Source organism: Vibrio crassostreae 9ZC13 (assembly GCF_000272045.2).
GTDB classification, from domain to species: domain Bacteria; phylum Pseudomonadota; class Gammaproteobacteria; order Enterobacterales; family Vibrionaceae; genus Vibrio; species Vibrio crassostreae_C.
This window is the reverse complement of record NZ_AJYZ02000041.1, coordinates 7,018-31,548: the sequence shown is the minus strand read 5'-3', so window position 1 is coordinate 31,548 and position 24,531 is coordinate 7,018. Positions and strand designations below refer to the sequence as shown.

25 protein-coding genes and 12 tRNA genes are annotated in these 24,531 nt (G+C 45.0%); 32 read left to right on the top strand and 5 right to left on the bottom strand.

All coding sequences use genetic code 11. The features are described from left to right. On the bottom strand, positions 1 to 1,511 hold a 1,511-nt coding region (tkt, locus tag A136_RS14590), incomplete at its 3' end, for a transketolase (protein WP_017063199.1). 357 nt (positions 1,512 to 1,868) lie between these two features. Here tkt and metK point away from each other — a divergent pair. The 9 genes from metK (at position 1,869) to A136_RS22865 (ending at position 8,843) form a co-directional block, all read left to right on the top strand. Beyond that, positions 1,869 to 3,023: a methionine adenosyltransferase gene (gene metK / locus A136_RS14585; RefSeq protein ID WP_017062234.1), complete on the top strand. Its 1,155-nt coding sequence runs from the start codon at positions 1,869 to 1,871 to the stop codon at positions 3,021 to 3,023. A gap of 368 nt (positions 3,024 to 3,391) precedes the next feature. Beyond that, a complete protein-coding gene (locus tag A136_RS14580; RefSeq protein ID WP_017062235.1) occupies positions 3,392 to 4,189 on the top strand; it encodes a DUF2189 domain-containing protein in 798 nt (265 codons plus the stop codon). An 80-nt stretch (positions 4,190 to 4,269) separates the two neighbouring features. After that, positions 4,270 to 4,770, top strand: a complete 501-nt coding sequence (locus A136_RS14575; protein WP_017062236.1) for a SprT family zinc-dependent metalloprotease — start codon at positions 4,270 to 4,272, stop codon at positions 4,768 to 4,770. 96 nt (positions 4,771 to 4,866) lie between these two features. Then, positions 4,867 to 5,598: an endonuclease gene (locus tag A136_RS14570; RefSeq protein WP_017063198.1), complete on the top strand. Its 732-nt coding sequence runs from the start codon at positions 4,867 to 4,869 to the stop codon at positions 5,596 to 5,598. Positions 5,599 to 5,751: 153 nt separating this feature from the next. After that, the gene (rsmE, locus tag A136_RS14565) at positions 5,752 to 6,483 is read left to right on the top strand and encodes a 16S rRNA (uracil(1498)-N(3))-methyltransferase (RefSeq protein ID WP_017062238.1); all 732 of its coding nucleotides are present in this window, start codon (positions 5,752 to 5,754) and stop codon (positions 6,481 to 6,483) included. Between the two features lie 9 nt (positions 6,484 to 6,492). Beyond that, complete coding sequence (gene gshB / locus A136_RS14560) at positions 6,493 to 7,443, top strand: glutathione synthase (RefSeq protein WP_004735482.1); 951 nt, start codon at positions 6,493 to 6,495, stop codon at positions 7,441 to 7,443. A 116-nt stretch (positions 7,444 to 7,559) separates the two neighbouring features. Next, a complete protein-coding gene (locus A136_RS14555; protein ID WP_017062239.1) occupies positions 7,560 to 8,123 on the top strand; it encodes a YqgE/AlgH family protein in 564 nt (187 codons plus the stop codon). A 60-nt stretch (positions 8,124 to 8,183) separates the two neighbouring features. Then, positions 8,184 to 8,606 carry a Holliday junction resolvase RuvX gene (gene ruvX, locus A136_RS14550; protein WP_017062240.1) on the top strand — a complete coding sequence of 141 codons (423 nt, stop codon included), beginning with the start codon at positions 8,184 to 8,186 and terminating at the stop codon, positions 8,604 to 8,606. A 99-nt stretch (positions 8,607 to 8,705) separates the two neighbouring features. After that, positions 8,706 to 8,843 carry a hypothetical protein gene (locus A136_RS22865; RefSeq protein WP_170791814.1) on the top strand — a complete coding sequence of 46 codons (138 nt, stop codon included), beginning with the start codon at positions 8,706 to 8,708 and terminating at the stop codon, positions 8,841 to 8,843. A 74-nt stretch (positions 8,844 to 8,917) separates the two neighbouring features. On the opposite strand, the gene A136_RS14545 is transcribed toward A136_RS22865, so the two are convergent. Further along, positions 8,918 to 10,027, bottom strand: a complete 1,110-nt coding sequence (locus A136_RS14545) for a PilT/PilU family type 4a pilus ATPase (protein WP_017063197.1) — start codon at positions 10,025 to 10,027, stop codon at positions 8,918 to 8,920. A gap of 14 nt (positions 10,028 to 10,041) precedes the next feature. Continuing rightward, a complete protein-coding gene (locus A136_RS14540; RefSeq protein WP_017062242.1) occupies positions 10,042 to 11,079 on the bottom strand; it encodes a type IV pilus twitching motility protein PilT in 1,038 nt (345 codons plus the stop codon). Positions 11,080 to 11,105: 26 nt separating this feature from the next. Here A136_RS14540 and A136_RS14535 point away from each other — a divergent pair, with 26 nt between their 5' ends. The 7 genes from A136_RS14535 to hemW all read left to right on the top strand — a co-directional run bounded on the left by A136_RS14535 (position 11,106) and on the right by hemW (position 15,956). Beyond that, entirely contained in the window at positions 11,106 to 11,810 is a 705-nt protein-coding gene (locus tag A136_RS14535; protein ID WP_017062243.1) for a YggS family pyridoxal phosphate-dependent enzyme, read from the top strand. A 78-nt stretch (positions 11,811 to 11,888) separates the two neighbouring features. Continuing rightward, positions 11,889 to 12,707, top strand: coding sequence for a pyrroline-5-carboxylate reductase (proC, locus tag A136_RS14530; RefSeq protein WP_017063196.1), 819 nt, complete (start codon positions 11,889 to 11,891; stop codon positions 12,705 to 12,707). A gap of 76 nt (positions 12,708 to 12,783) precedes the next feature. Next, positions 12,784 to 13,341, top strand: coding sequence for a YggT family protein (locus A136_RS14525; RefSeq protein ID WP_010435653.1), 558 nt, complete (start codon positions 12,784 to 12,786; stop codon positions 13,339 to 13,341). A 29-nt stretch (positions 13,342 to 13,370) separates the two neighbouring features. Next, complete coding sequence (gene yggU / locus A136_RS14520; protein ID WP_017062245.1) at positions 13,371 to 13,661, top strand: DUF167 family protein YggU; 291 nt, start codon at positions 13,371 to 13,373, stop codon at positions 13,659 to 13,661. A 28-nt stretch (positions 13,662 to 13,689) separates the two neighbouring features. Beyond that, complete coding sequence (locus A136_RS14515; RefSeq protein ID WP_017062246.1) at positions 13,690 to 14,121, top strand: DUF4426 domain-containing protein; 432 nt, start codon at positions 13,690 to 13,692, stop codon at positions 14,119 to 14,121. Positions 14,122 to 14,169: 48 nt separating this feature from the next. Then, positions 14,170 to 14,769 (top strand): XTP/dITP diphosphatase, encoded by a 600-nt coding sequence (locus A136_RS14510; RefSeq protein ID WP_017063195.1) that lies wholly within the window; start codon positions 14,170 to 14,172, stop codon positions 14,767 to 14,769. Then, complete coding sequence (gene hemW, locus A136_RS14505; protein WP_017063194.1) at positions 14,769 to 15,956, top strand: radical SAM family heme chaperone HemW; 1,188 nt, start codon at positions 14,769 to 14,771, stop codon at positions 15,954 to 15,956. Before A136_RS14510 ends, hemW begins: the two co-directional genes overlap by 1 nt. A 152-nt stretch (positions 15,957 to 16,108) precedes the next feature. Here hemW and glsB read toward each other — a convergent pair whose 3' ends face one another. Together glsB and trmB are read right to left on the bottom strand one after the other, a co-directional pair. Continuing rightward, positions 16,109 to 17,029, bottom strand: a complete 921-nt coding sequence (glsB, locus tag A136_RS14500; protein ID WP_017063193.1) for a glutaminase B — start codon at positions 17,027 to 17,029, stop codon at positions 16,109 to 16,111. 349 nt (positions 17,030 to 17,378) lie between these two features. After that, entirely contained in the window at positions 17,379 to 18,098 is a 720-nt protein-coding gene (gene trmB, locus A136_RS14495; protein ID WP_017062250.1) for a tRNA (guanosine(46)-N7)-methyltransferase TrmB, read from the bottom strand. A 165-nt stretch (positions 18,099 to 18,263) separates the two neighbouring features. Between trmB and mutY the strand changes: the two genes are divergently transcribed. The 16 genes from mutY to A136_RS14415 all read left to right on the top strand — a co-directional run bounded on the left by mutY (position 18,264) and on the right by A136_RS14415 (position 24,513). Beyond that, positions 18,264 to 19,325 carry an A/G-specific adenine glycosylase gene (mutY, locus tag A136_RS14490; protein ID WP_017063192.1) on the top strand — a complete coding sequence of 354 codons (1,062 nt, stop codon included), beginning with the start codon at positions 18,264 to 18,266 and terminating at the stop codon, positions 19,323 to 19,325. Between the two features lie 28 nt (positions 19,326 to 19,353). Then, the gene (locus tag A136_RS14485) at positions 19,354 to 19,626 is read left to right on the top strand and encodes an oxidative damage protection protein (RefSeq protein ID WP_010435637.1); all 273 of its coding nucleotides are present in this window, start codon (positions 19,354 to 19,356) and stop codon (positions 19,624 to 19,626) included. Between the two features lie 69 nt (positions 19,627 to 19,695). Next, positions 19,696 to 20,829, top strand: a complete 1,134-nt coding sequence (gene mltC / locus A136_RS14480; protein WP_017063191.1) for a membrane-bound lytic murein transglycosylase MltC — start codon at positions 19,696 to 19,698, stop codon at positions 20,827 to 20,829. 103 nt (positions 20,830 to 20,932) lie between these two features. Then, positions 20,933 to 21,008 (top strand) — tRNA-Phe (locus tag A136_RS14475). Positions 21,009 to 21,082: 74 nt separating this feature from the next. After that, positions 21,083 to 21,158: transfer RNA gene (locus tag A136_RS14470), tRNA-Thr, on the top strand. 7 nt (positions 21,159 to 21,165) lie between these two features. Next, positions 21,166 to 21,241 (top strand) — tRNA-Phe (locus A136_RS14465). A gap of 56 nt (positions 21,242 to 21,297) precedes the next feature. Further along, positions 21,298 to 21,373, top strand: a tRNA-Asn gene (locus tag A136_RS14460). 71 nt (positions 21,374 to 21,444) lie between these two features. Then, positions 21,445 to 21,520 (top strand) — tRNA-Thr (locus A136_RS14455). Between the two features lie 7 nt (positions 21,521 to 21,527). Next, positions 21,528 to 21,603 (top strand) — tRNA-Phe (locus tag A136_RS14450). 56 nt (positions 21,604 to 21,659) lie between these two features. Next, positions 21,660 to 21,735 (top strand) — tRNA-Asn (locus tag A136_RS14445). 382 nt (positions 21,736 to 22,117) lie between these two features. Continuing rightward, the gene (locus A136_RS14440; protein ID WP_017062210.1) at positions 22,118 to 23,743 is read left to right on the top strand and encodes a methyl-accepting chemotaxis protein; all 1,626 of its coding nucleotides are present in this window, start codon (positions 22,118 to 22,120) and stop codon (positions 23,741 to 23,743) included. Positions 23,744 to 23,978: 235 nt separating this feature from the next. Then, positions 23,979 to 24,054, top strand: a tRNA-Phe gene (locus A136_RS14435). 56 nt (positions 24,055 to 24,110) lie between these two features. After that, positions 24,111 to 24,186: transfer RNA gene (locus tag A136_RS14430), tRNA-Thr, on the top strand. 7 nt (positions 24,187 to 24,193) lie between these two features. Further along, positions 24,194 to 24,269 (top strand) — tRNA-Phe (locus tag A136_RS14425). 56 nt (positions 24,270 to 24,325) lie between these two features. Further along, positions 24,326 to 24,401 (top strand) — tRNA-Asn (locus A136_RS14420). Between the two features lie 36 nt (positions 24,402 to 24,437). Continuing rightward, positions 24,438 to 24,513, top strand: a tRNA-Thr gene (locus A136_RS14415). Positions 24,514 to 24,531: the final 18 nt, after the last annotated feature.

Genomic DNA, 24,531 nt, shown 5'->3' with positions numbered 1-24,531 from the left:
TTCCAAGCAACAGCAGACTCAACTTGGTCACATGGGCGCCATGTGCTCATGTTTGGCGTTAGACGTAGAGAAGCGATCTGTTCAACCGGTTGGTGAGTAGGACCATCTTCGCCTAAGCCGATAGAGTCGTGCGTGTAAACTTGGATGTTCTGAACTTTCATCAGAGCAGCCATACGCATTGCGTTACGCGCGTATTCCATGAACATTAGGAACGTTGCGCCGTATGGTACGAAACCACCGTGCAGAGCGATGCCGTTCATGATAGCCGTCATACCGAATTCACGTACACCGTAGTGGATGTAGTTACCAGAGAAGTCAGTTGCTTCAAGAGACTTAGAGCCAGACCACATAGTTAGGTTGGAAGGCGCTAGGTCAGCAGAGCCGCCCATGAATTCTGGAAGCATTTGACCAAACGCTTCTAGAGCATTTTGAGATGCTTTACGTGAAGCAATGTTTGCAGGGTTAGCTTGAAGATCAGCAATGATTGCGTTTGCTTTCTCTTCCCATTGTGCTGGAAGTTCACCGTTAGTACGACGTTTGAATTCTGCTGCTAGCTCTGGGTAAGCCGCTGCGTATGCGTCAAACTTAGCATTCCACGCCGCTTCTTTTGCTGCGCCCGCTTCTTTCGCATTCCACTCAGCTGCGATATCTGCTGGGATTTCGAAAGGACCGTGTTCCCAACCAAGTGCTGCTTTAGTTGCTGTAATTTCATCAGCACCTAGTGGAGCGCCATGGCAGTCGTGCGTACCAGCTTTGTTTGGAGAACCAAAACCGATGATAGTTTTAGTACAGATAAGCGTTGGACGAGGGTCTGCTTTAGCTGCTTCGATAGCTGCATTGATTGCTTCCGGATCGTGACCGTCTACTGCTGGGATTACGTGCCAGCCGTATGCTTCAAAACGCTTAGGAGTATCGTCAGAGAACCAACCTTCCACTTCACCATCGATAGAGATACCGTTGTCATCCCAGAAAGCAACTAGCTTACCAAGACCTAGCGTACCAGCTAGTGAACATGCTTCGTGAGAGATACCTTCCATCAGACAGCCATCACCCATGAATGCATAAGTGTAGTGGTCTACGATGTCGTGGCCTTCTTTGTTGAACTGTGCAGCCAGTGCTTTCTCTGCCATTGCCATACCAACAGCGTTAGTGATGCCTTGACCTAGAGGACCCGTCGTTGTCTCGATACCAGGAGCGTAACCGTACTCTGGGTGACCAGGAGTCTTAGAGTGCAGTTGACGGAAGTTTTTCAGATCTTCAATTGAAAGCTCGTAGCCTGCAAGGTGAAGCAGAGAGTAAATCAACATTGAACCATGGCCGTTAGACAGGATAAAACGGTCGCGGTCAGCCCATTCTGGGTTTGCTGGGTTGTGGTTCAAGTGGCCACGCCAAAGAACCTCAGCGATGTCAGCCATGCCCATAGGTGCGCCTGGGTGGCCTGAATTTGCTTGTTGAACACCGTCCATGCTAAGTGCGCGGATTGCATTGGCTAGATCTTTACGAGAAGGCATGTCTGCTCCTGGATACATAAGCGATTTAAAAAAGAGATAATTGCTAAAGTTTTCATTTTTATTAGCGCGGGTATTCTCTCAAACGACTATTGCGACTGCAAACGTTTTACTGGCATTTTAACGGTCATTTTTCGCAATTTTCGAACATTTACATCACTTGGCAGTGGCTTATCTCGATCGATACGCAAACGATTAGTTATGACATATCATAAAAAAGAGCTTGTAATTCGACCGCTGGAATTTAGAATAGCCGTCTAGATGTAGAAACACCTACAAAATATACTGTATTTAATGGCGGCGCTTCCTAGCTTGCGACGCCATAAACTATTTACACCAAAAACTAAAAGTGGAGCTCTCATGGCTAAGCACCTATTCACTTCTGAATCTGTTTCAGAAGGCCATCCAGATAAAATTGCAGACCAAATCTCTGATGCTGTTCTTGATGCCATCTTGGAACAAGATCCAAAAGCACGTGTTGCTTGTGAGACTTACGTTAAAACCGGCATGGTTATGGTTGGCGGTGAAGTAACAACGTCTGCATGGGTTGATATCGAAGAAATCACTCGTGAAACAGTACGTGAAATTGGTTACGTTCATTCTGACATGGGCTTTGACGCTGACTCTTGTGCTGTTTTAAACACAATTGGTAAGCAGTCTCCAGACATCAACCAAGGTGTTGATAAAGAAGACCCTAAAGAGCAAGGCGCAGGCGACCAAGGCATCATGTTTGGTTACGCGACTAACGAAACTCCTATCCTAATGCCAGCTCCAATTACTTACTCTCACCTTCTTGTTAAGAAGCAAGCTGAAGTACGTAAGAGCGGTAAGCTTGACTTCCTTCGCCCAGATGCGAAATCTCAAGTTACTTTCCAATACGACCAAGGTAAGATCGTTGGTATCGATGCTGTTGTTCTTTCTACTCAACACTGTGATTCAGTAACAACGCCTGACCTACGCGAAGCAGTAATGGAAGAAATCATCAAGCCAGTACTTCCTGCTGAGTGGATCAACAAAGATACTAACTTCTTCATCAACCCAACAGGCCGTTTCGTAATCGGTGGCCCAATGGGTGACTGTGGTTTAACTGGTCGTAAGATCATCGTTGATACCTACGGCGGCGCAGCTCGTCACGGTGGCGGTGCATTCTCAGGTAAAGATCCATCAAAAGTTGACCGTTCTGCAGCTTACGCAGCACGTTACGTTGCGAAAAACATCGTTGCTGCTGGTATGGCTGACCGTTGTGAGATTCAACTGTCTTACGCTATCGGTGTTGCTGATCCAACATCTATCATGGTTGAAACGTTCGGTACTGAGAAAGTAGCACACGAAATCATCATTGAAGCTGTTCGTCAAAACTTCGACCTACGTCCATACGGCCTTCAAGAGATGCTGAACCTTCTTCAGCCTATCTACAAGCAAACTGCTGCATACGGTCACTTCGGTCGTGAAGAGTTCCCTTGGGAAGCGACTGACAAAGCAGCAATCCTTGCGGACTTCGCTGGCCTAAAATAATTTAGCCACTGCGATGTGTTCCTTTAAAGCCCTTACTGCTTAGTAAGGGCTTTATTTTTATGTACTTACCGAACTTTCACTCACAATACCCTTCCCTAACGCCCTTCTTTACCGTTAACCACTTAGTATAAAAAGCCGCTGATAATTTGTGTTTTCTAGCACTACTGACAATAGTTAAGGTAACTCCTAGGCGATCAAGCTCACATTTAACTTAAATTAATTCAGTCTGATAACGCTCGTTAAATGCACGCTAGAACAATAACTGGGATGACAAAGAGCAATTTAGCTCAACACCATAACTCTCACACAAGCCACATCGATGAGCCTTATGGAATTATAACTAGGACGTTATTTAACTAGGGGGATCTATGCCTCGTACCGCGCACCCATCCGAACTGAACGATAAAAAACACAAGGTCAGCGATAAGGATTACGCTCGCACCATTCCTTGCAACCAAATCAGTATTTCCGCACCCTTTCATTGGTTGTCGCTTGCTCTGCATGACTTAGTAAGAATGCCATTAATCAGCGCATTTTACGGATTGTGCTTTATGGGAGCGGCAATTGCGATTGTTCAACTTGTCCAATGGCAAGGAACACACTTAGTCGTGATGCCAAGCCTGATCGTGTACATGCTGATAGGGCCGTTTCTTGCCCTAGGCTTGTATGACGCAGCTTGGGAAAGAGAAAAAGGCCATAACGCCAGCCTACTGCACTCAATGAAAGCCATCACTCGCAACTCGACCCACCAATGGGCCTTTGCGATTGTGTTGATGGTTGCGATGATATTCTGGATGCGTATCGCTGCGTTATTGCACGCGCTCTACCCTTCAGTGCAAGGCGCACCATTGGCTGAGTTCGCTCCCTTCTTAATTACGGGTTCTGTGATTGGTTTTGTTATCGCAAGCCTCATATTTAGCATCTCAGCATTTTCAATTCCGTTAATGATGGAGAGACGCGTTGATGTGATGAGTGCGATTTTCACTAGCTTTAATGCCGTGAAATCGAACATCCCTGCAATGGTGGTTTGGGCGAGTATTATTTGTGCCGGTATTTTGGTGGGTTTTGCCACCTACGGCATCGGAATGATCGTCACCATGCCGCTACTTGGCTATGCTACATGGCACGCTTATCACGAGATCATTAAGAAAAAACATCACGTGTAAAGCATCGCTAGATCAACAAGCAATGTTATGATTAGGCCTTGGTTTAAACGCTGAGGCCTTTTATTTGGAGTTAACAACGTTTGTCTTACACCCCGCAACAACACCGAGCAAATAAGAAATTGGCCGAATGCCTAGCTATCGCAAATCAACATTTCTCTCGTGAATTTCCACACCCAACTATCACCTTCAAGTTAAGAGGCAAAGCGGCGGGAAAGGCCTACCTTCAGCTCAACGAAATTAAGCTCAACCACGTACTATTTTCTGAAAATGAAGATGCCTTCATCAACGAGGTTGTGCCACATGAACTCGCACACCTGATCACGCATCAGGTTTTCGGACGTGTTAGGCCTCACGGAAACGAGTGGAAATACGTGATGGAAAAAGTATTCAACGTGCCAGCCAGAACAACTCACAGCTTTGAAATCGCGTCAGTTCAAGGGAAAACCTTTGAATATCGATGTGAGTGCACCACTTACCCATTATCAATCAGACGACACAACAAAGTACTTCGGAATCAATCGACCTACCGCTGCCAATTGTGCCAGCAAACCTTAGCTTTCACGGGAACTCAACTAAGCTAGTGACAGGTTGATTTACTCGGTAGAACAAATCTAATAGAGAGATCTAACATTTGAGTGCTAGACTGATGTTTATCATACTTTTATCAGTCTTTTTCTATGCAAAAACTCACCTTCAAAGCATTTGGCCTACCTGTATCTTTTTACTTAACAATAGTATTTGGCCTACTGGTAACCCAAAGCGTTCTCGCCGCACCACCGAGCTCATTTTCCAAAGCAAAAAGAGAAGCGGTGAAGATTTACCTCGACCATCCGACTTCATTTTATTGCGGCTGTGACATTACATGGAAGGACAAAAAGAAAGGGATTCCCGACCTTGATGGCTGTGGCTACCAAGTCCGAAAACAACAAAAGCGGGCGAGTCGAATTGAGTGGGAACACGTGGTTCCAGCTTGGCAATTTGGCCACCAGCGTCAGTGTTGGCAAGATGGTGGGCGCAAGAACTGCACTCGCAATGACAAAATATTCAAATCCATGGAAGCCGACCTTCACAACCTAACTCCGGCCATTGGCGAGGTTAACGGTGATCGCTCCAACTACAACTTCAGTCAGTGGAATGGCATGGATGGTGTGAGCTATGGTCAGTGTGAAATGCAGGTCAACTTCAAGCAGCGTAAAGTTATGCCGCCAGACAGAGCAAAAGGCTCTATCGCGCGTACTTACCTTTACATGAGCCAAGAGTATGGTTTCAAACTATCTAAGCAACAAACCAACCTAATGATGGCGTGGAACAAGCAATTTCCTGTCGACAAGTGGGAATGTACTCGTGATGAGCGAATCTATGCCATCCAAGGTAATCACAACCCATTTGTTTACCCTGCTTGTAAATAACGTCGCTCGTACAATCAACATTCCTAACTATCTCAAACAAGAGTTTCAGAATTGCCCCTGAAACTCTTGCTCTACCCTTGTTTTTTCAACTAAAAGCATCCATGTTAGGCAGAGACAAAATACCCAAATGAACATATTTATAGGTTTACCAGCATGAGAATCCCTCGTATTCATCACCCAGAACGCATTCATCAGTTAGGTTCACTCGCTTTAGGCGAAGATGCCGCGGGTCATGTTGGTCGTGTCCTTCGCATGAAAGAAGGCCAAGAAGTCCTTCTATTTGATGGCAGTGGCGCTGAATTCCCTGCGACGATAGCCGAAGTATCAAAGAAAAATGTCACCGTTAATGTTTCTGAACGCATCGAACGCAGCAGCGAATCTCCGTTAGACTTACATTTAGGCCAAGTGATTTCACGTGGCGACAAAATGGAGTTCACGATTCAGAAATCGGTTGAGCTTGGTGTGAACACCATTACCCCTTTAATTTCAGAGCGCTGTGGCGTTAAGCTTGATACAAAACGCTTCGAGAAAAAACTCGCACAGTGGCAAAAGATTGCTATCGCGGCGTGTGAACAGTGTGGCCGCAATACGGTTCCAGTCATTCGCCCTATCATGCAACTTGAAGAGTGGTGTAGCGAACCGAGTGAAGCATTAAAGCTGAACTTACATCCTCGTGCAAAATACTCAATTAATACCCTTCCAGAACCTATCAGTAAGGTACGCCTATTGATCGGCCCTGAAGGTGGCTTGTCGGCTGAAGAAATCGGCATGACAGAACAATACAAATTTGAAGAGACGCTACTCGGCCCACGTGTACTTCGTACCGAAACAGCAGCTCTAACCGCAATTACTGCCTTACAAGTCCGTTTTGGCGATCTAGGCTAGGAGAAAAAAATGATCAAACTTGGCATCGTAATGGATCCAATTTCATCCATTAACATCAAAAAAGACTCTAGCTTTGCCATGATGCTTGAAGCTCAGCGTCGTGGTTACGAAATCCATTACATGGAAATGGATGATCTACATTTAGATCAAGGCGTAGCCATTGCTGACACTAAGGTTGTTGAACTAAAAGAAGATCCAAACGGTTGGTACGAGTTCAAATCAGAACAGACTATCGCGCTATCCGATTTAGATGCGGTACTAATGCGTAAAGATCCTCCGTTTGATACTGAGTACATCTACGCAACTTACATTCTTGAGCGTGCTGAAGAGAACGGCGCACTGATCGTCAACAAACCACAAAGCCTACGTGACTGTAACGAGAAGTTGTTCACGGCATGGTTCCCTGAACTGACACCGACCACCATCGTGACTCGTAAAGCTGAAAAAATTAAAGCGTTCCGAGAAGAACACGGCGACGTGATTCTAAAACCACTTGATGGCATGGGCGGCGCGTCTATCTTCCGTGTGAAAGAAGGCGATCCAAACGTATCAGTTATTATTGAAACCTTGACCAACCACGGTCAGAACTACGCAATGGCACAAACTTTTGTTCCAGACATCAGCAATGGTGATAAGCGTATTCTTGTGGTTGACGGTGAGCCAATGCCTTACTGTCTAGCGCGTATTCCTGCAAAAGGGGAAACTCGAGGTAACCTTGCTGCTGGCGGTACAGGTGAAGCTCGTCCTCTAAGTGAAACAGACTGGGCTATCGCAAGAGCAGTTGCTCCAGCACTGAAAGAGAAAGGCTTAATCTTTGTTGGGCTTGATGTTATCGGCGACAAGCTGACTGAAATTAACGTGACTAGCCCTACTTGTATCCGTGAAATTGAAGCCGCTTTTGATATTTCAGTTACAGGTAAATTAATGGATGCAATTGAGCGTCGCGTTAACGCTAAATAGCCTAAACTAAAGAAAGCCTTAGCTATTCGAAAACACAGAAATATCTAGGCAAAGAACAATGAGCGGCTTTACGCCGCTCTTTTTCCTTTACTGGGAACACACTGGCAGGAGGCTCTATGAATTTAACGAACCACTTTCTGGTTGCTATGCCCGGAATGAAAGACCCATACTTTCAAAATTCGGTGATTTACCTTTGTGAGCACAATGACGAAGGCGCGATGGGTTTGATGATCAACGCCCCTATTGATGTCACTGTCGGTAGCATGCTTAAGCAAGTTGAGGTTGATTCTGATCAGCCAAAACCCAACCAAGCAAGTCTTGATAAGCCTGTATTGAATGGTGGACCGGTCGCAGAAGACCGTGGGTTTATTTTGCACAAACCTAAAGGCAACTATCAATCCAGTATCAGCATGACGGATCAAATCTCAGTGACAACCTCAAAAGATATCTTGATGGTGTTGGGCACAGAAGATGAGCCGATGAATTATTTAGTCGCACTTGGGTATGCAGGATGGGAACCCGGACAACTGGAAACAGAACTGACCGAGAACTCATGGTTAACCGTTGAAGCCGATCCGAAGGTCATCTTCGATACACCGATTTCTGACCGCTGGAAAGTCGCTGTACAGATGTTAGGCATTAATGCAGCTCAGCTTTCAGCAGACGCTGGTCACGCCTAGCTCAAATCAACTAAGTAAAATAAACAGACACTCTCAAACACAGATAAATTTGGAAACCCCATGTCACGAACAATTATGGCATTTGACTACGGTACAAAAAGTATCGGTAGTGCGATAGGACAAGAAATCACGGGCACCGCAAGCCCTCTAAAAGCTTTTAAAGCCAAAGATGGCATCCCAAATTGGGACGATATCGAAAAACAAATTAAGGAGTGGCAGCCGAACCTGATTGTAGTCGGCCTTCCTACCGACCTTCATGGTAAAGACTTAGCAACCATTACACCTAGAGCGAAGAAGTTCGCTAACCGCCTTAAAGGACGATTTGGTGTCGATGTTGAACTACATGATGAAAGACTCTCGACCACAGAAGCAAGAGCCGACCTTTTTGAAATGGGCGGCTATAAAGCGCTAAGCAAAGGCAATGTCGATAACCAGTCTGCAGTCGTCATTTTAGAGAGCTGGTTTGAAGCACAATATTCATAACGAAAATTAAGAGCTCAAAGATTAAACTCCTTTGTGATCCTATAATGATATTACGACGTAATGTCGAAGCAATTCATTATTAGGTAAGTGGGAGTTCACATGAAAATTTTTCTAGCAATCTTCGTAGCTCTAGCAATATCAGCATGCAGTTCGACAAGCTCCAATAATGCAGGTTATATGAATCATACTTCGACTGACGCAGACGTAATCAGCGAGCCTAAGAACAAGAAGCGTTGATAATACAGACGCAGTCGAACGATGAATATGATGAACGCCTGATTTTAACCTAGAATCAAATCAGGCGTTTTTTATCACCCCATATCTATCTTCACACCAGCCAACGCCCCAGTTCCGTAGTCGTCATCACCACGCCTAGTTTTGAGCATTAAGCGCAAGTCATTAGCAGAATCGGCACTGTGGAACGCATCCTCTTCGCTGATCTTGCCTGCTATCACTAAATCATACAAAGCTTGGTCAAAGGTCTGCATACCTATCTCTTTCGATTTAGCCATGGTTGCTTTCAGTTCGTGTAGTTCACCACGACGAATCAAGTCAGAAACACGAGGGCTATTCAGCAGAATCTCGAATACACCATGACGCCCGCTGCCATTCTTGTCGCGAATGAGTTGCTGAGCGACGACACCACGCAGGTTCATCGATAGGTCAAACAAGAACTGTTCTTTCTGCTCTTTCGGCACAAAATGAAGAATACGCTCTAGCGCTTGGTTAGCGTTATTGGCGTGCAAGGTTGCCATACACAAGTGACCCGTTTCAGCAAAGGTCATCGCGTATTCCATGGTCTCACGGCTACGGATTTCGCCAATCAAGATCATGTCTGGTGCTTGGCGTAGCGAGTTCTTAAGCGCGACTTCATAGCTCTCGGTGTCGAGTCCAACTTCACGCTGTGTCACGATGCACTTTTTATGTTCATGCACAAATTCAATCGGGTCTTCAACCGTCAAGATATGTCCCGAGCGATTGGTGTTGCGATAGCCTGTCATTGCAGCCATTGAGGTCGACTTACCAGAGCCTGTCGCACCAACCACCAGCACAAGTCCGCGCTTAGCTATTGATAGGTCCTGTAGTACATCAGGAAGCTTTAGTTGCTCAAAGGTTGGGATGGTAGTCTCGATACGTCGAATGACCGCTCCAGGTAGCTCTCGCTGAAAGAATGCACTGACACGAAAACGACCAAAGTCACGCACAATCGCAAAATTAGCCTCACGCGTTTGCTGATATTCATCACGTCGGTCTTGTTCCATCATCGCATCAAGTAATTGAGCAACTTGAGCCGCATTCAGCTTCTCTCCTTGGGGGCGTAATTCACCATCCACACGAAAAAGGATTGGCGCATCAACCGTGATATAAAGATCCGATGCCTTTTGAGAAAGCATTCCCTCAAGGATTTGATTCAATTCCATTGTGTCCACCTTGATTAAAACATTGAGGTTTCAATTTCGATCTTTTTCTCGACCTCTTCCGAATCAACCAAGCCCTGCGCCATCAGCTGCTTCGCATTTTGTTCCATGGTCTGCATGCCGTGCGCTGCGCCCGTTTGAATGATCGAGTACATCTGCGCAACCTTATCTTCACGAATCAAGTTTCTGATCGCAGGTGTTGCCATCATGATTTCATGACACGCCACACGACCACCACCAACACGCTTTAGCAGCTTCTGGGCTATCACCGAGCGCAGTGATTCAGACAACATCGAACGAACCATATCTTTATCGCTACCTGGGAACACATCGATAATACGGTCGATCGTTTTAGCCGCAGAACTGGTGTGCAGAGTACCAAAGACCAAGTGACCCGTTTCTGCTGCGGTTAACGCTAAGCTAATCGTCTCTTGGTCACGAAGTTCACCAACCAGAATCACGTCTGGGTCTTCACGTAAGGCACTGCGCAGTGCCGCTTTAAAACTGTGAGTATCACGGTGAACTTCACGCTGGTTGACTAGGCATTTATTATTGGTGTGAACGAATTCAATCGGGTCTTCAATCGTCAGAATATGCTTATTGTGGTTGCGATTTACGTAATCAACCATCGCCGCAAGAGTCGTTGATTTACCAGAGCCAGTTGGACCAGTGACGAGCACTAACCCTTTTTCGTAGTTAGCAATCCTTTCGAAGATCTCAGGTGCACCTAACTGATCTAAAGTCGGGATTTCGACAGGGATAGTTCGAAAGACAGCTGAGCAGCCACGGGCTTGGTTAAACGCATTAACACGAAAGCGACCAACATTGGGTAATTCAAAAGAGAAGTCGACTTCCAGTTTTTCTTCAAACTCGCCGCGTTGTGAATCGCTCATGATCTCAAAAACCAAACGATGTACATCAGCATGACTCAAAGCTGGGATTCCAAGCTTCCTTACTTCACCATCTATACGTACCATTGGAGATACACCCGCAGAAAGATGTAGATCTGACGCGTTATGCTTTACACTAAAATCTAGTAACTCAGTGATATCCATTTATTTTCCCTTAAGTAAAGTCAGCTATGAGTAGTATTCAACAAAATATCGAACAAATCACCTCACAGATTCGTAGTGCTGAGCAAAAGTGCGGACGAGCTCCAGAGTCCGTGCAACTTTTAGCCGTCAGCAAAACTAAACCTATTGATGCGATTCTAGAAGCCGCACTCGGAGGCCAAGTTGCCTTTGGTGAAAACTATGTTCAAGAAGGTGTAGATAAAGTAAAACACTTTTCAGAACAACATTCTAACCTAAATTTAGAGTGGCATTTTATTGGTCCAATTCAATCCAATAAAACCCGCCCAATCGCGGAAAGCTTTCAATGGGTGCATTCCGTCGATCGCGATAAGATCGCACAAAGGCTTAATGATCAACGACCAAGCGAACTTCCACCTTTGCAAGTGTTGATTCAGGTAAACACCAGTGGTGAAGAGTCCAAATCTGGAACCTCAGAAGAGACAGTTTTTGCACTCGCGGAGTTGATTTCATCGCTCCCCAACCTCACCTTAAGAGGATTGATGTCGATTCCTGCAAACGTATCTGACTATCAATCTCAGCTTAATGCATTTTCTCAACTGGCAGAGCTTAAAGACAAGCTAGCCGCGAAGTATTCAGACATTGATACCCTTTCGATGGGGATGAGTGGTGATATGGATGCAGCAGTTGAGGCTGGCAGCACAATGGTTCGTATTGGAACAGCTATTTTCGGCGCTCGTGATTACGCGAAATAGCCGTAGTAAGTAACGACAAGTACAAGTATTGATACCGCTTCGCCTTATCCGCGCAGCGACACGCTCAGGATTTTATATATGGTACATAAGAACATCGCCTTTATTGGGGCGGGAAACATGGTTCGCTCAATTGTAGCTGGCTTAGTTGCTAGTGGTTACCCAGCGCAAAAGATTACTGCGACAGCACCTTCAGAAACCAGAAGGCTGCCGTTAGAACAAGAATACGGCATCAATACCACCAGCGATAATATTGCAGCAGCTGAAAAAGCAGACGTTGTTGTGTTATCCGTGAAGCCACAAATGATGGCTGATGTATGTAAACCCTTACAAGATATCGACTTCAGCAACAAACTGGTTATCTCAATTGCCGCGGGTATTAATGCGAATCGACTTAATGAGATGTTAAACTGCCAACTGAACCTTGTTCGTGTGATGCCAAACACGCCATCACTGCTTGGTAAAGGGATGAGTGGTCTTTATGCCGATGCAACTGTCAGCCAAGATGATAAAGACTTTGCTTCTCAGCTGATGCAAGCTGTTGGTGAAGTAAGTTGGGTTGAACAAGAGTCTGGAATCAACAACATCATTGCGGCGGCGGGTAGCGCTCCGGCTTACTTCTTCCTGTTTATGGAAGCGATGCAAGCTGAAGCAATCAAGCAAGGTTTTGACCAAGAAACCGCTCGTAAGCTAGTGCAGCAGTCTGCATTAGGCGCGGCAGAGATGGTGGTAGCAAACCAAGATACTGAATTATCAACACTGCGTGAACAAGTGACATCCAAAGGCGGCACGACCGCAGAAGCACTACGCACGTTTAACGAACATCAACTATCAGACATCGTAGCAAAAGCCATGCAAGCGGCGGTTGCTCGAGCTGAAGAGATGGAAAAACTGTTTTAGTACCAATCAAGGTAAACAAGCATTTTGCCGCTCTGGTTATATCTAAGCGACAAGTAAATCCGAAAAAGGAAACAATATGAACTCGATGAGCTTTCTGATCTCGACCGTTTTTGATCTTTACATCATGGTTGTGATCTTGCGTATCTGGCTACAAGCATCACGTGCAGATTTCTACAACCCATTCTCACAATTCATCGTAAAAGCGACACAACCGGTTGTTGCCCCACTACGCCGAGTTATTCCATCAATCGGCAGCCTTGATCTAGCGACCGTTGTTTTCGCTTATGTGCTGTGTGTACTTAAGTTCGTTGCTCTAAACCTGATTATCTCTGGCGGCGCTGCCGTTTTCGATATTAGCTTCCTTATCTTTGGTGCACTGTCTCTGCTCAAAGCGGCTGGTGGTTTGATCTTCTGGGTTCTACTAATCCGTGCAATCCTTAGCTGGGTTAGCCAAGGCCGTAGCCCAATCGAGTACGTGTTCCATCAACTGACTGAGCCAATGCTAATGCCTATCCGCCGTATCCTACCGGATATGGGTGGCTTCGACTTAAGCGTTCTGGTTCTGTTCATTGTTCTACAGTTTGCGAACTTCCTAATGGGCGACATGATTGGTCCTATTTGGTATCAGCTATAATTCAAGTACGAACATCAGGTACTTTGACGATGCCAAAAGCGGTTTGGGCCGAGGAAAACGATATTCTTCTTAGGCTCTATATCCAACCCAAAGCAAGCCGAGACAAGATTGTTGGCTTGCATGGTGAGGAACTCAAAATTGCCATAACTGCTCCACCAGTAGATGGCAAAGCCAACGCCCACTTAGCGAAATACCTTGCGAAACAGTTTAAGGTCGCAAAAGGGCAAATTAAGATAGAAAAGGGAGATCTCGGTAGGCACAAGCAAGTTCGAATATGCTCGCCAAGCCAAATCCCAACTGAAGTCAAAGCCATCCTATGATGGCTTTTTGCTATTTATTGGAGTCATTATGCGTTTATGGATAACAGCACTACTCACCGCTCTTGTTGCCTTACCAAGCTCAGCAGGGCAATTTAAGAACATTAAGGATGTCGAGGTTCATTACTCGGCTTTTAATTCCACGTTCTTAACTTCGCAAGTCGCTAAGCAATACAAACTTAAGCGAAATGGATACTCAGCAATCCTCAACATCAGCGTGTTAGACAAGGCTTCTCTAGGCAAGCCTGCGACAACGGCTAAAATTACGGGAACAGCGAAGAACCTCGTTGGAAACACCCGTACTTTGAAGTTTCGAGAAATCAAAGAAGGCGATGCGATTTATTACCTTGCTGAGTTCCCCGTAACTCACGAAGAAAACATCACCTTCGACATCGATGTGAACGCAGGCCTAAAAGGCACTGGTCCACTGCGTTTCACACAGAAATTCTATATAGAAGAGTAAGCTCAAACCTTACTTTTCATTTATTAACTTATTTAGAGCTACATTCCCATGAGTAAGATTGTTTTAGCAACAGGCAACCAAGGTAAAGTTCGCGAGATGGCAGATATTCTGTCTGAGTTTGGTTTTGACGTTGTCGCGCAAAGTGAATTTAACGTTTCAGAAGTCGCTGAAACAGGAACGACTTTCATTGAAAATGCCATCATCAAAGCTCGCCACGCAGCGAAAGAAACAGCGCTGCCAGCCATTGCTGACGACTCAGGTTTAGAGGTTGATTACTTAAATGGTGCGCCAGGTATCTATTCAGCGCGTTACTCAGGTGAAGGGGCAACCGATAAGCAGAACATCAAAAAACTATTAGATGCGATGCAAGGTGTCGAAACTGAAAAGCGTACTGCGCGTTTCCACTGTGTGTTGGTGCTAATGCGTCACGAGAATGATCCAACACCTCTAGTGTGTCACGGTAAATGGGAAGGTCGTATTCTTACTGAAGAACACGGTGAGAATGGCTTTGGCTACGATCCTGTGTTCTTTGTACCAGAAGATAACTGCGCCTCAGCAGAGCTTGAATCTTCGCGTAAGAAGCAACTATCACACCGTGGTAAAGCGCTTGCGTCACTATTCAATACTCTCAAGGAGCAAGCTCTGTAATGCACAATGCAGCGCTAATACCACCCGCACTTAGCCTCTATGTACACATCCCATGGTGTGTACAAAAGTGTCCGTATTGTGATTTTAACTCTCACGCTCTGAAAGCCGAGATCCCTGAAAAAGAGTACATCGATGCACTGCTTGAAGATCTCGATACTGATATCGAAAAATATCAGCTCAATGGTATGCCTCGCCCACTGCATTCGATCTTTATTGGTGGCGGTACCCCAAGCCTGTTTTCTCCTGAAGGAATTGGCCGATTGTTACAAGGCATTGAACAGCGCATCCCGTTCAAACCTGAAATAGAAATCACCATGGAAGCCAACCCGGGAACTATCGAAGCTGAGCGTTTTGCAGGTTACCAAAAGGCAGGCATTACTCGAATCTCGGTGGGTGTGCAAAGTTTTGAGCAAGAGAAACTGGAAAGACTTGGGCGTATTCATGGTCAAGATGAAGCGGTAAATGCTGCTCATTTAGCGCATAAGATTGGATTGAATAGTTTCAATTTAGACTTAATGCACGGCTTACCCGAACAGAGTATTGAACAAGCGTTGGCTGATTTGGATAAAGCGATAGAACTCGACCCTCCGCACTTATCTTGGTATCAGCTAACAATAGAACCTAACACCATGTTCTATTACAAAACACCAACGCTGCCTGATGATGATGACCTTTGGGATATCTTCGACCTAGGCCATAAGAAGCTCGCAGACGCAGGGTATGTGCAGTACGAAATTTCAGGCTACAGCAAGCCGGGATATCAGTGCCAACATAACCTCAACTACTGGCGCTTTGGTGACTATCTAGGTATTGGCTGTGGCTCTCATGGCAAGCTGAGCTTTACAGATGGACGCATTGTTCGTACCACTAAGGTTAAGCACCCTAGAGGCTATCTAGCTGCGTACAAAAACATGGTAAAACCTTATCTATCAGATGAATTTGAAGTGCCGAATGAAGACCGCCCTTTTGAATTTTTCATGAACCGCTTTAGGTTAATGGAAGCATGTCCAAAGCAGGATTTCATTGATACGACAGGGCTTGGTTTTGACTCGATTCAAAAAACGATTGAATGGGCAAAAGAGCTAGGCTACTTGAAGGAAACCGACACTCACTGGCAGATCACTGAAAAAGGAAAGCTGTTTCTCAATGATCTGTTAGAAGCCTTTATGGCAGAAGAAGACGAGTAGTTCGAGATTCGAGATTCGAGATTCGAGATTCGAGATTCGAGATTCGAGAAGCATTGCGTAAGGGTTGGCTTTAGGGTCAACCCTTTTTGTTTTATAGCCCTCTCTCGGAGCGAAGCGTTCTATAGGACAACGTCCGTGCTCGAATCTTTCTCTTAGAAAATAGAACGACCAATTCGCTCTGAAAGCAACTCTAGAGCCTTAGTACCTGCGAGCGAGTTGCCAGAAGGATCAAGCTCTGGAGACCACACCGCAATCGTCATTTCGCCAGGAACGATAGCAATAATACCGCCACCAACGCCCGATTTTCCTGGCATACCAACACGGTAGGCAAACTCACCAGCCCCATCGTACAAGCCACACGTCGCAAGCAAAGCATTCAACTGCTTGGTTTGAACTGGCGTGATGATCTCTTTCTTGGTTTGAACCGACACGCCTTTGTTTGCTAAATAGCTAAAGGTTTTTGCCAAATCCACACACGTCATTTTAAGCGCACAAGCGTGGAAGTAGTTATTCAGAACTGGGATAACATCATTCTCAAAATTACCAAATGAACGCATCAAATAAGCAATGGCAGCATTACGATCGCTGTGCATCATTTCTGAAGCCGCTACCACCTTGTCATACACAATATGAGTATCACCCGATAACTGACGCACAAACTCTAACAAGCGGTGCCTAGGCGCAGACAAGCGGCTTTGTAGTAGGTCTGCAACGACAATTGCCCCCGCATTGATGAACGGGTTGCGGGGAATACCATGCTCCATCTCAAGCTGAATCATCGAGTTAAAGGCTTGACCAGAAGGCTCTTTGCCTACTCTTTGCCAAATCTCTTCAGGCTTATATAGCACCATAGCTAGCGTCAGGCTCAAGGCTTTAGAAATAGATTGCACAGAAAATGCTTCTTCAGCATCGCCTGCTTTAATCACCTCACCTTCATTGGTGTATACCGCGATCGCCAGTTTCTGGTTCGATACGCGAGCCAGTGCAGGGATATAATCAGCGACCTTTCCCTGTCCAATTAAAGGACGAACTTCGTCTAAGATCTCGGCCAAAATAGCTTGAGTTGGTTTCATGTGCGCTTACTTCTATATTGTTATTTTTGTAGGGGTGTAACATATACCAATCGTAGTAAATAACTGCTCGCTCTAGCTTGTTAAAATGCTCGATAACTGCGTTAGAATTTTTGATTGTAGAGTAACTACTTATCGAAAAATGCTGCCTTGTTCTCAAGCCTTTTTCCTACGCTATTTCTGATCACTTACTTACTGTGATTGGTATTACTTTCTGTCGTTAAGCCTTTACTGAAATAAAAGCCTAAGGACAAAAAAGCCAACATTACAATAATGTTGGCTTTAATCAATCCCATAAAGTGTAGGGGTTAAACCCTAAGTCGGATTACCCTTCACTTAATTTGATTCGAAGTTACTTAGTACGCTTGAACTTAATGTCCCAAACACCATGACCTAAACGGTGGCCACGCGCTTCAAACTTAGTTAGCGGGCGCTCATCCGGACGAGGGATGTAATCACCATCTTCAGCGATGTTTTCGAAGCCTGGAGCTACGTTCATCACTTCAATCATATGTTCTGCGTAGTTTTCCCAGTCTGTTGCCATGTGGAAAACACCAGTATCAAGTTGAAGCTTGCCGCGAACCATCTCTGCAAACTCAGCCTTAACGATACGACGTTTATGGTGACGAGCTTTGTGCCATGGGTCAGGGAAGAACAGTTGCAGAGTATGCAGGCTGCTATCTGGGATCATGTGTTCAAATACTTCTACAGCATCGTGACACATTACACGCAGGTTAGTTACGCCAGCATCGCGAGCTGTACCTAAACACGCACCAACACCCGGGCTATGAACTTCAATACCTAAGAAGTTTTTCTCAGGTGCGTTCTTTGCCATTTCAACCAGTGATGCACCCATACCGAAGCCAATCTCTAGTACAACCGGGTTATCGTTGCCAAATACTTCTTTCCAGTTAAGAAGCTCTGGGTTGTAGTCGATACCCATTGTTGGCCAACATTCATTCATCGCGTTCTCTTGGCCTTTTGTTAAGCGGCCTTCGCGGCGAACAAAGCTACGGATCTTACGAACCAGTTTGCCGTCTTCAGTATATTCGTTAGTGGTCACTTCACTCATTGATTTTTGCCTGCACATTGATTAATCAAAGCGGGGATTATCCAAAGAATTGCCTCCGGTGCAAGTCTTTCCGTGGATAAATTCCCACACAATTTGTCTGTTTTACATCCAACGTTAAGTGTGGTGCAATTTCGCTTCTAATAATAGCAAAGCATAGAGCATGTCGTGACTCCTTTCGCAACCGCCATATTAAAGTGGTATGACGCCTACGGGCGTAAAGAATTGCCTTGGCAACAAAACAAAACCGCCTACACCGTTTGGCTATCTGAAATCATGCTTCAGCAGACTCAGGTTGCTACGGTGATTCCATACTACCAACGCTTCTTAGAACGCTTTCCAACGGTTATCGACCTAGCGAACGCCGAACAAGATGAGGTACTCCACTTATGGACAGGGCTTGGTTATTACGCACGAGCTCGCAATCTACATAAAGCAGCCAAGATCGTTGCTGAGCAATATGGTGGTGAATTTCCGCTGTCTATCGAAGAGATGAACGCGCTACCGGGGATTGGTCGCTCAACAGCAGCAGCCGTCTTATCATCGGTTCATAAACTTCCTCATGCGATTCTTGATGGCAATGTAAAACGAACGCTTGCGAGAAGTTTTGCCGTTGAAGGTTGGCCGGGGCAAAAGAAAGTCGAAAACCAGCTTTGGGAACACGCCGAAGCACATACTCCGAACAAAGATGTCGATAAGTACAACCAAGCAATGATGGACATGGGTGCCATGGTTTGTACCCGTAGCAAGCCTAAGTGCACCATGTGCCCGATTGAAAGCATGTGTGAGGCCAAGAAGCTCGATAGACAGCTCGACTTCCCTGGCAAAAAGCCTAAGAAAGAAAAGCCAGTAAAAGACACATGGTTTGTGATTCTGTATCACGACAACCAAGTGTGGCTCGAACAGCGCCCTCAATCTGGTATCTGGGGCGGATTGTTTTGTTTCCCTCAAAATGAAAACGCAGAGATCGAACATCAACTAGATCTTCGTTCGATCAAAGACACTCAAGCCAATTCGATCAAGACCATGATTGCGTTTAGACACACTTTCAGCCACTACCACTTAGATATCACGCCAGTATTAGTGAAATTAGATAAACAACCAGATTTGATAATGGAAGGGGCTAAAGGTCTCTGGTATAACTTATCAAAACCGGAAGAAATTGGCCTAGCCGCTCCTGTAAAGCAGCTTATTGAGAGCCTACCCTTTGAACTGAACGACGACGTTTGAATCAACGAACGCGATAAGAGGAACCACTATGAGCCGCACTGTATTTTGTGCTCGCCTTCAAAAAGATGCTGAAGGCCTAGATTTTCAACTTTACCCAGGTGACTTAGGTAAGCGTATCTTTGACAACGTGTCTAAAGAAGCTTGGGGACAATGGCAAAGCAAGCAAACTATGCTTATCAATGAAAAGAAGCTAAACATGATGGATCCTGAGCATCGTAAACTTCTTGAAACTGAGATGGTTAACTTCCTTTTTGAAGGTAAAGATGTCGTAATTGATGGCTATACTCCACCAAGCGAATAAGACATTTATTTAAGCAATTTTTAATGACATCATGGTTAACGCTGCGATGTCATTTTTGTATGAGGAACTATGAAAAAGCTAAGTTACTTCCTAACAGCCATGTTATTAACTGGCTGCAGCCGTGAATTTGTCGAAAGCATTTATGATGTCAATTACGAGCCAACCAACCGGTTTGTGAAGAATTTAGCTGAGCTACCCGGACAATTTGAAAAAGATACCGGGGCGCTAGATTCATTAATAGATAGCTTTTCAGGCAACATTCAAAAACGTTGGGGTAGCAGTGAAATCAAGATAGCAGGTAAGAGTAACTATGTGAAATACATAGATAATTACTTAAGTCGTTCAGAAGTGAATTTTAGCCAAGGCCTGATAACGGTGGAAACGGTTTCCTCTACCGAACCGAAAAAACACCTCAAAAATGCGATCATGACGACCCTTTTGACGCCAGATGATCCGGCGCATGTCGATCTATTCTCTTCTAAAAGCATCAAGCTAGAAGGCAAACCTTTCCTCTATAATCAGGTCGTAGACCAAGAAAAAAAGCCCATTCAATGGACTTGGCGAGCGAACCAGTTTGCGGATTACCTGATCGCGAATAACCTAAAAACCAAAGAAGTCGACTTTAAAAAAGCCTACTACGTTGAAATCCCAATGGTGGCCGACCACGCTAGCCAGCGTAGTTATCAATATGCCGACATCGTTCGACGAGCGTCTCAGCGTTATGACATCCCTGAAGATTTAATCTACGCTATCATCAAGACAGAGAGTAGCTTCAACCCGTACGCCGTAAGCTGGGCTAATGCTTATGGTCTTATGCAGGTGGTACCTAAAACCGCTGGTCGAGATGTATTTGAACACGTCAAAAAGAAACCTGGTGAACCAAGCCCTGAGTACTTATTCAATCCAGAAAACAACATTGATGCTGGCACCGCATACTTTTACATCCTTAAAAATCGTTATTTGAAAGACGTAAAAAACCCATTAACGCTTGAATACAGTATGATTTCAGCCTATAACGGCGGTACTGGTGGCGTACTCAATACCTTCAGTAAGGACAGAAAGCGAGCAATGCAAGACTTAAACTCGCTGCAACCGAGCCAAGCCTACTGGGCGCTTACCAAGAAGCATCCAAATAAAGAGTCGCGCCGATACCTCGAAAAAGTAACGCAATTCAAAAAAGAATTTAACCAAGGTAAAACATAACCCTCACTTTTGAATAAAAAAACAACGAACGAACGGTTTTTTTAGTTATTTTCAAAAAAGGAGTTGACGGTTATGCAGAAAATCCGTTTAATAGCGCTCCGTTGCCCGGATAGCTCAGTCGGTAGAGCAGAGGATTGAAAATCCTCGTGTCGGTGGTTCGATTCCGCCTCCGGGCACCACAATTTGATTTGTTGGTGTCAACACTCTTTAACAGGGAGTAACAACACGGACAAAAGCATAAAGAATTTAGTGTGCCGACTTAGCTCAGTAGGTAGAGCAACTGACTTGTAATCAGTAGGTCACCAGTTCGACTCCGGTAGTCGGCACCATTCTTTTGCCTCGATAGCTCAGTCGGTAGAGCAGCGGATTGAAAATCCGCGTGTCGGTGGTTCGATTCCGCCTCGAGGCACCATTATTTGGTGCTTAACAAATAATGGTCTTTATAGACCTGATGTTGACACAAATAATTCCCCTTTAGTTCAGTTGGTAGAACGGCGGACTGTTAATCCGTATGTCGCAAGTTCAAGTCTTGCAAGGGGAGCCATTTTTAAAGGACTTCATTTTATATGAGGTTTTAATTGAAGAGTTTAACTCTTTAAGCAAAGAATTTAGTGTGCCGACTTAGCTCAGTAGGTAGAGCAACTGACTTGTAATCAGTAGGTCACCAGTTCGACTCCGGTAGTCGGCACCATTCTTTTGCCTCGATAGCTCAGTCGGTAGAGCAGCGGATTGAAAATCCGCGTGTCGGTGGTTCGATTCCGCCTCGAGGCACCATTATTTGGTGCTTAACAAATAATGGTCTTTATAGACCTGATGTTGACACAAATAATTCCCCTTTAGTTCAGTTGGTAGAACGGCGGACTGTTAATCCGTATGTCGCAAGTTCAAGTCTTGCAAGGGGAGCCACATTCAAGAAAGCCAAGTCGAAAGACTTGGCTTTTTTTCGTTTGAACAAAAACAAACTCTATTCAATATACACATCAGCTCCTCACTAACTCTTAATCAGTCTCGATAAATTGAGTTATCTCCTTTTAGTACTCTTACTACAGCAGTTGATTCTAAGTTCTATAAAGCATATCCACTACAACAGAACCAACGCCTTATAAAGTTCATGACCCGCTAATATTCACATTAAAACAAATAGAACCAAGTCCTGTTACTTTTTTTTCTTCGAAAATTTAATCCCTATCATACTTTGATGTCTTTCTAATATCTGCCTTACACCACTTAGATTAAGATTCGATGAATTATACCTAATACTAATTATTGAATCGCTGCGCGGGGAAATATGAAACTAAAAACGCAAGCTTACTTATTATCGGGCATCATCTTGATCGCCCTGCTAGCACTGACGGCTACAGGCTTATGGACCTTAAGAGTTGCTAGCAACATGGACAACAAAGCTCGCGTAACAGAGCTGTTTAAGAGCGCATACAGCATTCTTACTGAAGTCGAAAAAATGGCGATTGATGGCACACTAGAAGAAGAGCAAGCCAAGCAACTAGCTACTCGCCTTCTACGCAACAACATCTATAAAGATAATGAATATGTTTACGTAGCCGATGAGAACATGACGTTTATCGCGACACCATTAGATCCTCAACTGCACGGAACCAGTTTTAACGACTTTAAAGATGGCGACGGCAATAGTGTTGGGCAGCTAATCCAAAGAGTACTTGGTAATCGTACTGGCGAGATCATTGAGTACACCTGGACACAAAAACTGCCAGATGGAACGATTGAAGAAAAACTGTCTATTGCAGAGAAAACGCCACATTGGGGTTGGGTTGTCGGCACTGGTATCGGGTTCAATGAAGTTAACGCTCGTTTTTGGTCTACTGCTCAATGGCAGCTATTCCTTTGTGTCGTGATTGCTGGTCTTATTCTGGCGAGCCTAATTGTATCCATTAAACGCATGCTAGCGCTTCTTGGCGGCGAACCTAAAGACGTACGAGAAGCAGTACAAGCCGTAGCACAAGGTCGAATTCAAACCTCTTTCGAAACTCAGGCAATTGACGGCAGTATCTATCACGCCGTACAACAAATGAGTAAGTCATTGGCTGAGCTAGTATCAAACCTTGACGCTTCAATGCTGGCATTAAGAGGCGAACTGCAGCGCGTAGAAGATCGCGCTGGGTCAATTGGTCAACTGACAGACACCCAACAGCAATCAACAGAGATGATCGCGACAGCAATGACCGAGATGGCCTCTTCAGCCAATAACGTAGCTGCTTCAGCTAGCGATACCGCGCGCAACACCGACGAGGCCGACAAACAGAGCCAGCATACCCAACAACTCATTCACAACACAGTAGATAACATTCAAGGCTTAGCAGGCCAACTAGGCACAGCAAGCGAAGCTGTCGCTAACCTAGATAACGATGTAAACAACATTGCAAAAGTATTGGATGTGATTGGTGATATAGCGGAGCAAACTAACCTATTGGCACTAAATGCAGCCATTGAAGCAGCTCGAGCTGGCGAACAAGGTCGTGGATTTGCTGTTGTAGCAGATGAGGTTCGTAACCTTGCAGGCAGAACACAATCGAGCACAAAAGAAATCCAATTAATGATTAATAACCTTCAAGAGGGATCTCGCAACGCAATTCAAACCATGGAAGTGTGTGCCGCGACCAGTGAAAGCACCGTAACAGAGTCTCAAAACGCCTCTGAAGCACTACAACAGATTGTTGTCGCATTAGAGTCCATTTCATCAATGAGTCATCAAATCGCAACAGCGGCCGCTGAGCAGACTCAGGTGAGCGATGATATATCGAAGCGTATCAATATGATCGAAGAGAGCGGTAACCAACTGAGCAATGTCGTAACAGAAAGTCATAACAGCACCCAAACTCTTGCCTCTCTTTCCAACGAATTAGAAGCTTGGGTTAATAGGTTTGAAGTAAAACACTAAACTCCCTAGAAAATTTTTAAATAAAAAAGCACGTTTTCATACGTGCTTTTTTTATTTCGGCGCCCATTCAGTGTAGTTAACCGTAGTTTTACTATCTTTTAGGGCATGCTAGACCTAGGTTTTTCACCCCAAATGAGCAAAAACAACCCACTAAGTATAGAAAAACATCAAACGATACTTTTTTTGCAATTTAATGTTGACCCAGAACGCGAAAACACGTTTAATACACCTCGTCGCCCGGATAGCTCAGTCGGTAGAGCAGAGGATTGAAAATCCTCGTGTCGGTGGTTCGATTCCGCCTCCGGGCACCACAATTTATTTGTTGGTGTCTTAGACAACAACAGTAAAGCACAAAGAAATATTATGTGCCGACTTAGCTCAGTAGGTAGAGCAACTGACTTGTAATCAGTAGGTCACCAGTTCGACTCCGGTAGTCGGCACCATTCTTTTGCCTCGATAGCTCAGTCGGTAGAGCAGCGGATTGAAAATCCGCGTGTCGGTGGTTCGATTCCGCCTCGAGGCACCATTATTTGGTGCTTAACAAATAATGGTCTTTATAGACCTGATGTTGACACAAATAATTCCCCTTTAGTTCAGTTGGTAGAACGGCGGACTGTTAATCCGTATGTCGCAAGTTCAAGTCTTGCAAGGGGAGCCAAGTTAATCATCAAGCATAAGCTTTTTGATTCATGATGCCGACTTAGCTCAGTAGGTAGAGCAACTGACTTGTAATCAGTAGGTCACCAGTTCGACTCCGGTAGTCGGCACCATTTCTTTAAAGCTTTGAG

Excerpts from the sequence above, each read along its gene's own strand:
- A136_RS14515 (WP_017062246.1), top strand. The coding sequence starts at position 13,690 with ATGCGTTTATGGATAACAGCACTACTCACCGCTCTTGTTGCCTTACCA.
- A136_RS14555 (WP_017062239.1), top strand. The coding sequence starts at position 7,560 with ATGAATTTAACGAACCACTTTCTGGTTGCTATGCCCGGAATGAAAGAC.
- glsB (WP_017063193.1), bottom strand. The coding sequence starts at position 17,029 with ATGAAACCAACTCAAGCTATTTTGGCCGAGATCTTAGACGAAGTTCGT.
- ruvX (WP_017062240.1), top strand. The coding sequence starts at position 8,184 with ATGTCACGAACAATTATGGCATTTGACTACGGTACAAAAAGTATCGGT.
- rsmE (WP_017062238.1), top strand. The coding sequence starts at position 5,752 with ATGAGAATCCCTCGTATTCATCACCCAGAACGCATTCATCAGTTAGGT.
- A136_RS14525 (WP_010435653.1), top strand. The coding sequence starts at position 12,784 with ATGAACTCGATGAGCTTTCTGATCTCGACCGTTTTTGATCTTTACATC.
- A136_RS14535 (WP_017062243.1), top strand. The coding sequence starts at position 11,106 with ATGAGTAGTATTCAACAAAATATCGAACAAATCACCTCACAGATTCGT.
- A136_RS14545 (WP_017063197.1), bottom strand. The coding sequence starts at position 10,027 with ATGGAATTGAATCAAATCCTTGAGGGAATGCTTTCTCAAAAGGCATCG.
- A136_RS14440 (WP_017062210.1), top strand. The coding sequence starts at position 22,118 with ATGAAACTAAAAACGCAAGCTTACTTATTATCGGGCATCATCTTGATC.
- A136_RS14510 (WP_017063195.1), top strand. The coding sequence starts at position 14,170 with ATGAGTAAGATTGTTTTAGCAACAGGCAACCAAGGTAAAGTTCGCGAG.
- gshB (WP_004735482.1), top strand. The coding sequence starts at position 6,493 with ATGATCAAACTTGGCATCGTAATGGATCCAATTTCATCCATTAACATC.
- A136_RS22865 (WP_170791814.1), top strand. The coding sequence starts at position 8,706 with ATGAAAATTTTTCTAGCAATCTTCGTAGCTCTAGCAATATCAGCATGC.
- A136_RS14540 (WP_017062242.1), bottom strand. The coding sequence starts at position 11,079 with ATGGATATCACTGAGTTACTAGATTTTAGTGTAAAGCATAACGCGTCA.
- mltC (WP_017063191.1), top strand. The coding sequence starts at position 19,696 with ATGAAAAAGCTAAGTTACTTCCTAACAGCCATGTTATTAACTGGCTGC.
- A136_RS14580 (WP_017062235.1), top strand. The coding sequence starts at position 3,392 with ATGCCTCGTACCGCGCACCCATCCGAACTGAACGATAAAAAACACAAG.
- hemW (WP_017063194.1), top strand. The coding sequence starts at position 14,769 with ATGCACAATGCAGCGCTAATACCACCCGCACTTAGCCTCTATGTACAC.
- A136_RS14570 (WP_017063198.1), top strand. The coding sequence starts at position 4,867 with ATGCAAAAACTCACCTTCAAAGCATTTGGCCTACCTGTATCTTTTTAC.
- metK (WP_017062234.1), top strand. The coding sequence starts at position 1,869 with ATGGCTAAGCACCTATTCACTTCTGAATCTGTTTCAGAAGGCCATCCA.
- trmB (WP_017062250.1), bottom strand. The coding sequence starts at position 18,098 with ATGAGTGAAGTGACCACTAACGAATATACTGAAGACGGCAAACTGGTT.
- yggU (WP_017062245.1), top strand. The coding sequence starts at position 13,371 with ATGCCAAAAGCGGTTTGGGCCGAGGAAAACGATATTCTTCTTAGGCTC.
- A136_RS14485 (WP_010435637.1), top strand. The coding sequence starts at position 19,354 with ATGAGCCGCACTGTATTTTGTGCTCGCCTTCAAAAAGATGCTGAAGGC.
- proC (WP_017063196.1), top strand. The coding sequence starts at position 11,889 with ATGGTACATAAGAACATCGCCTTTATTGGGGCGGGAAACATGGTTCGC.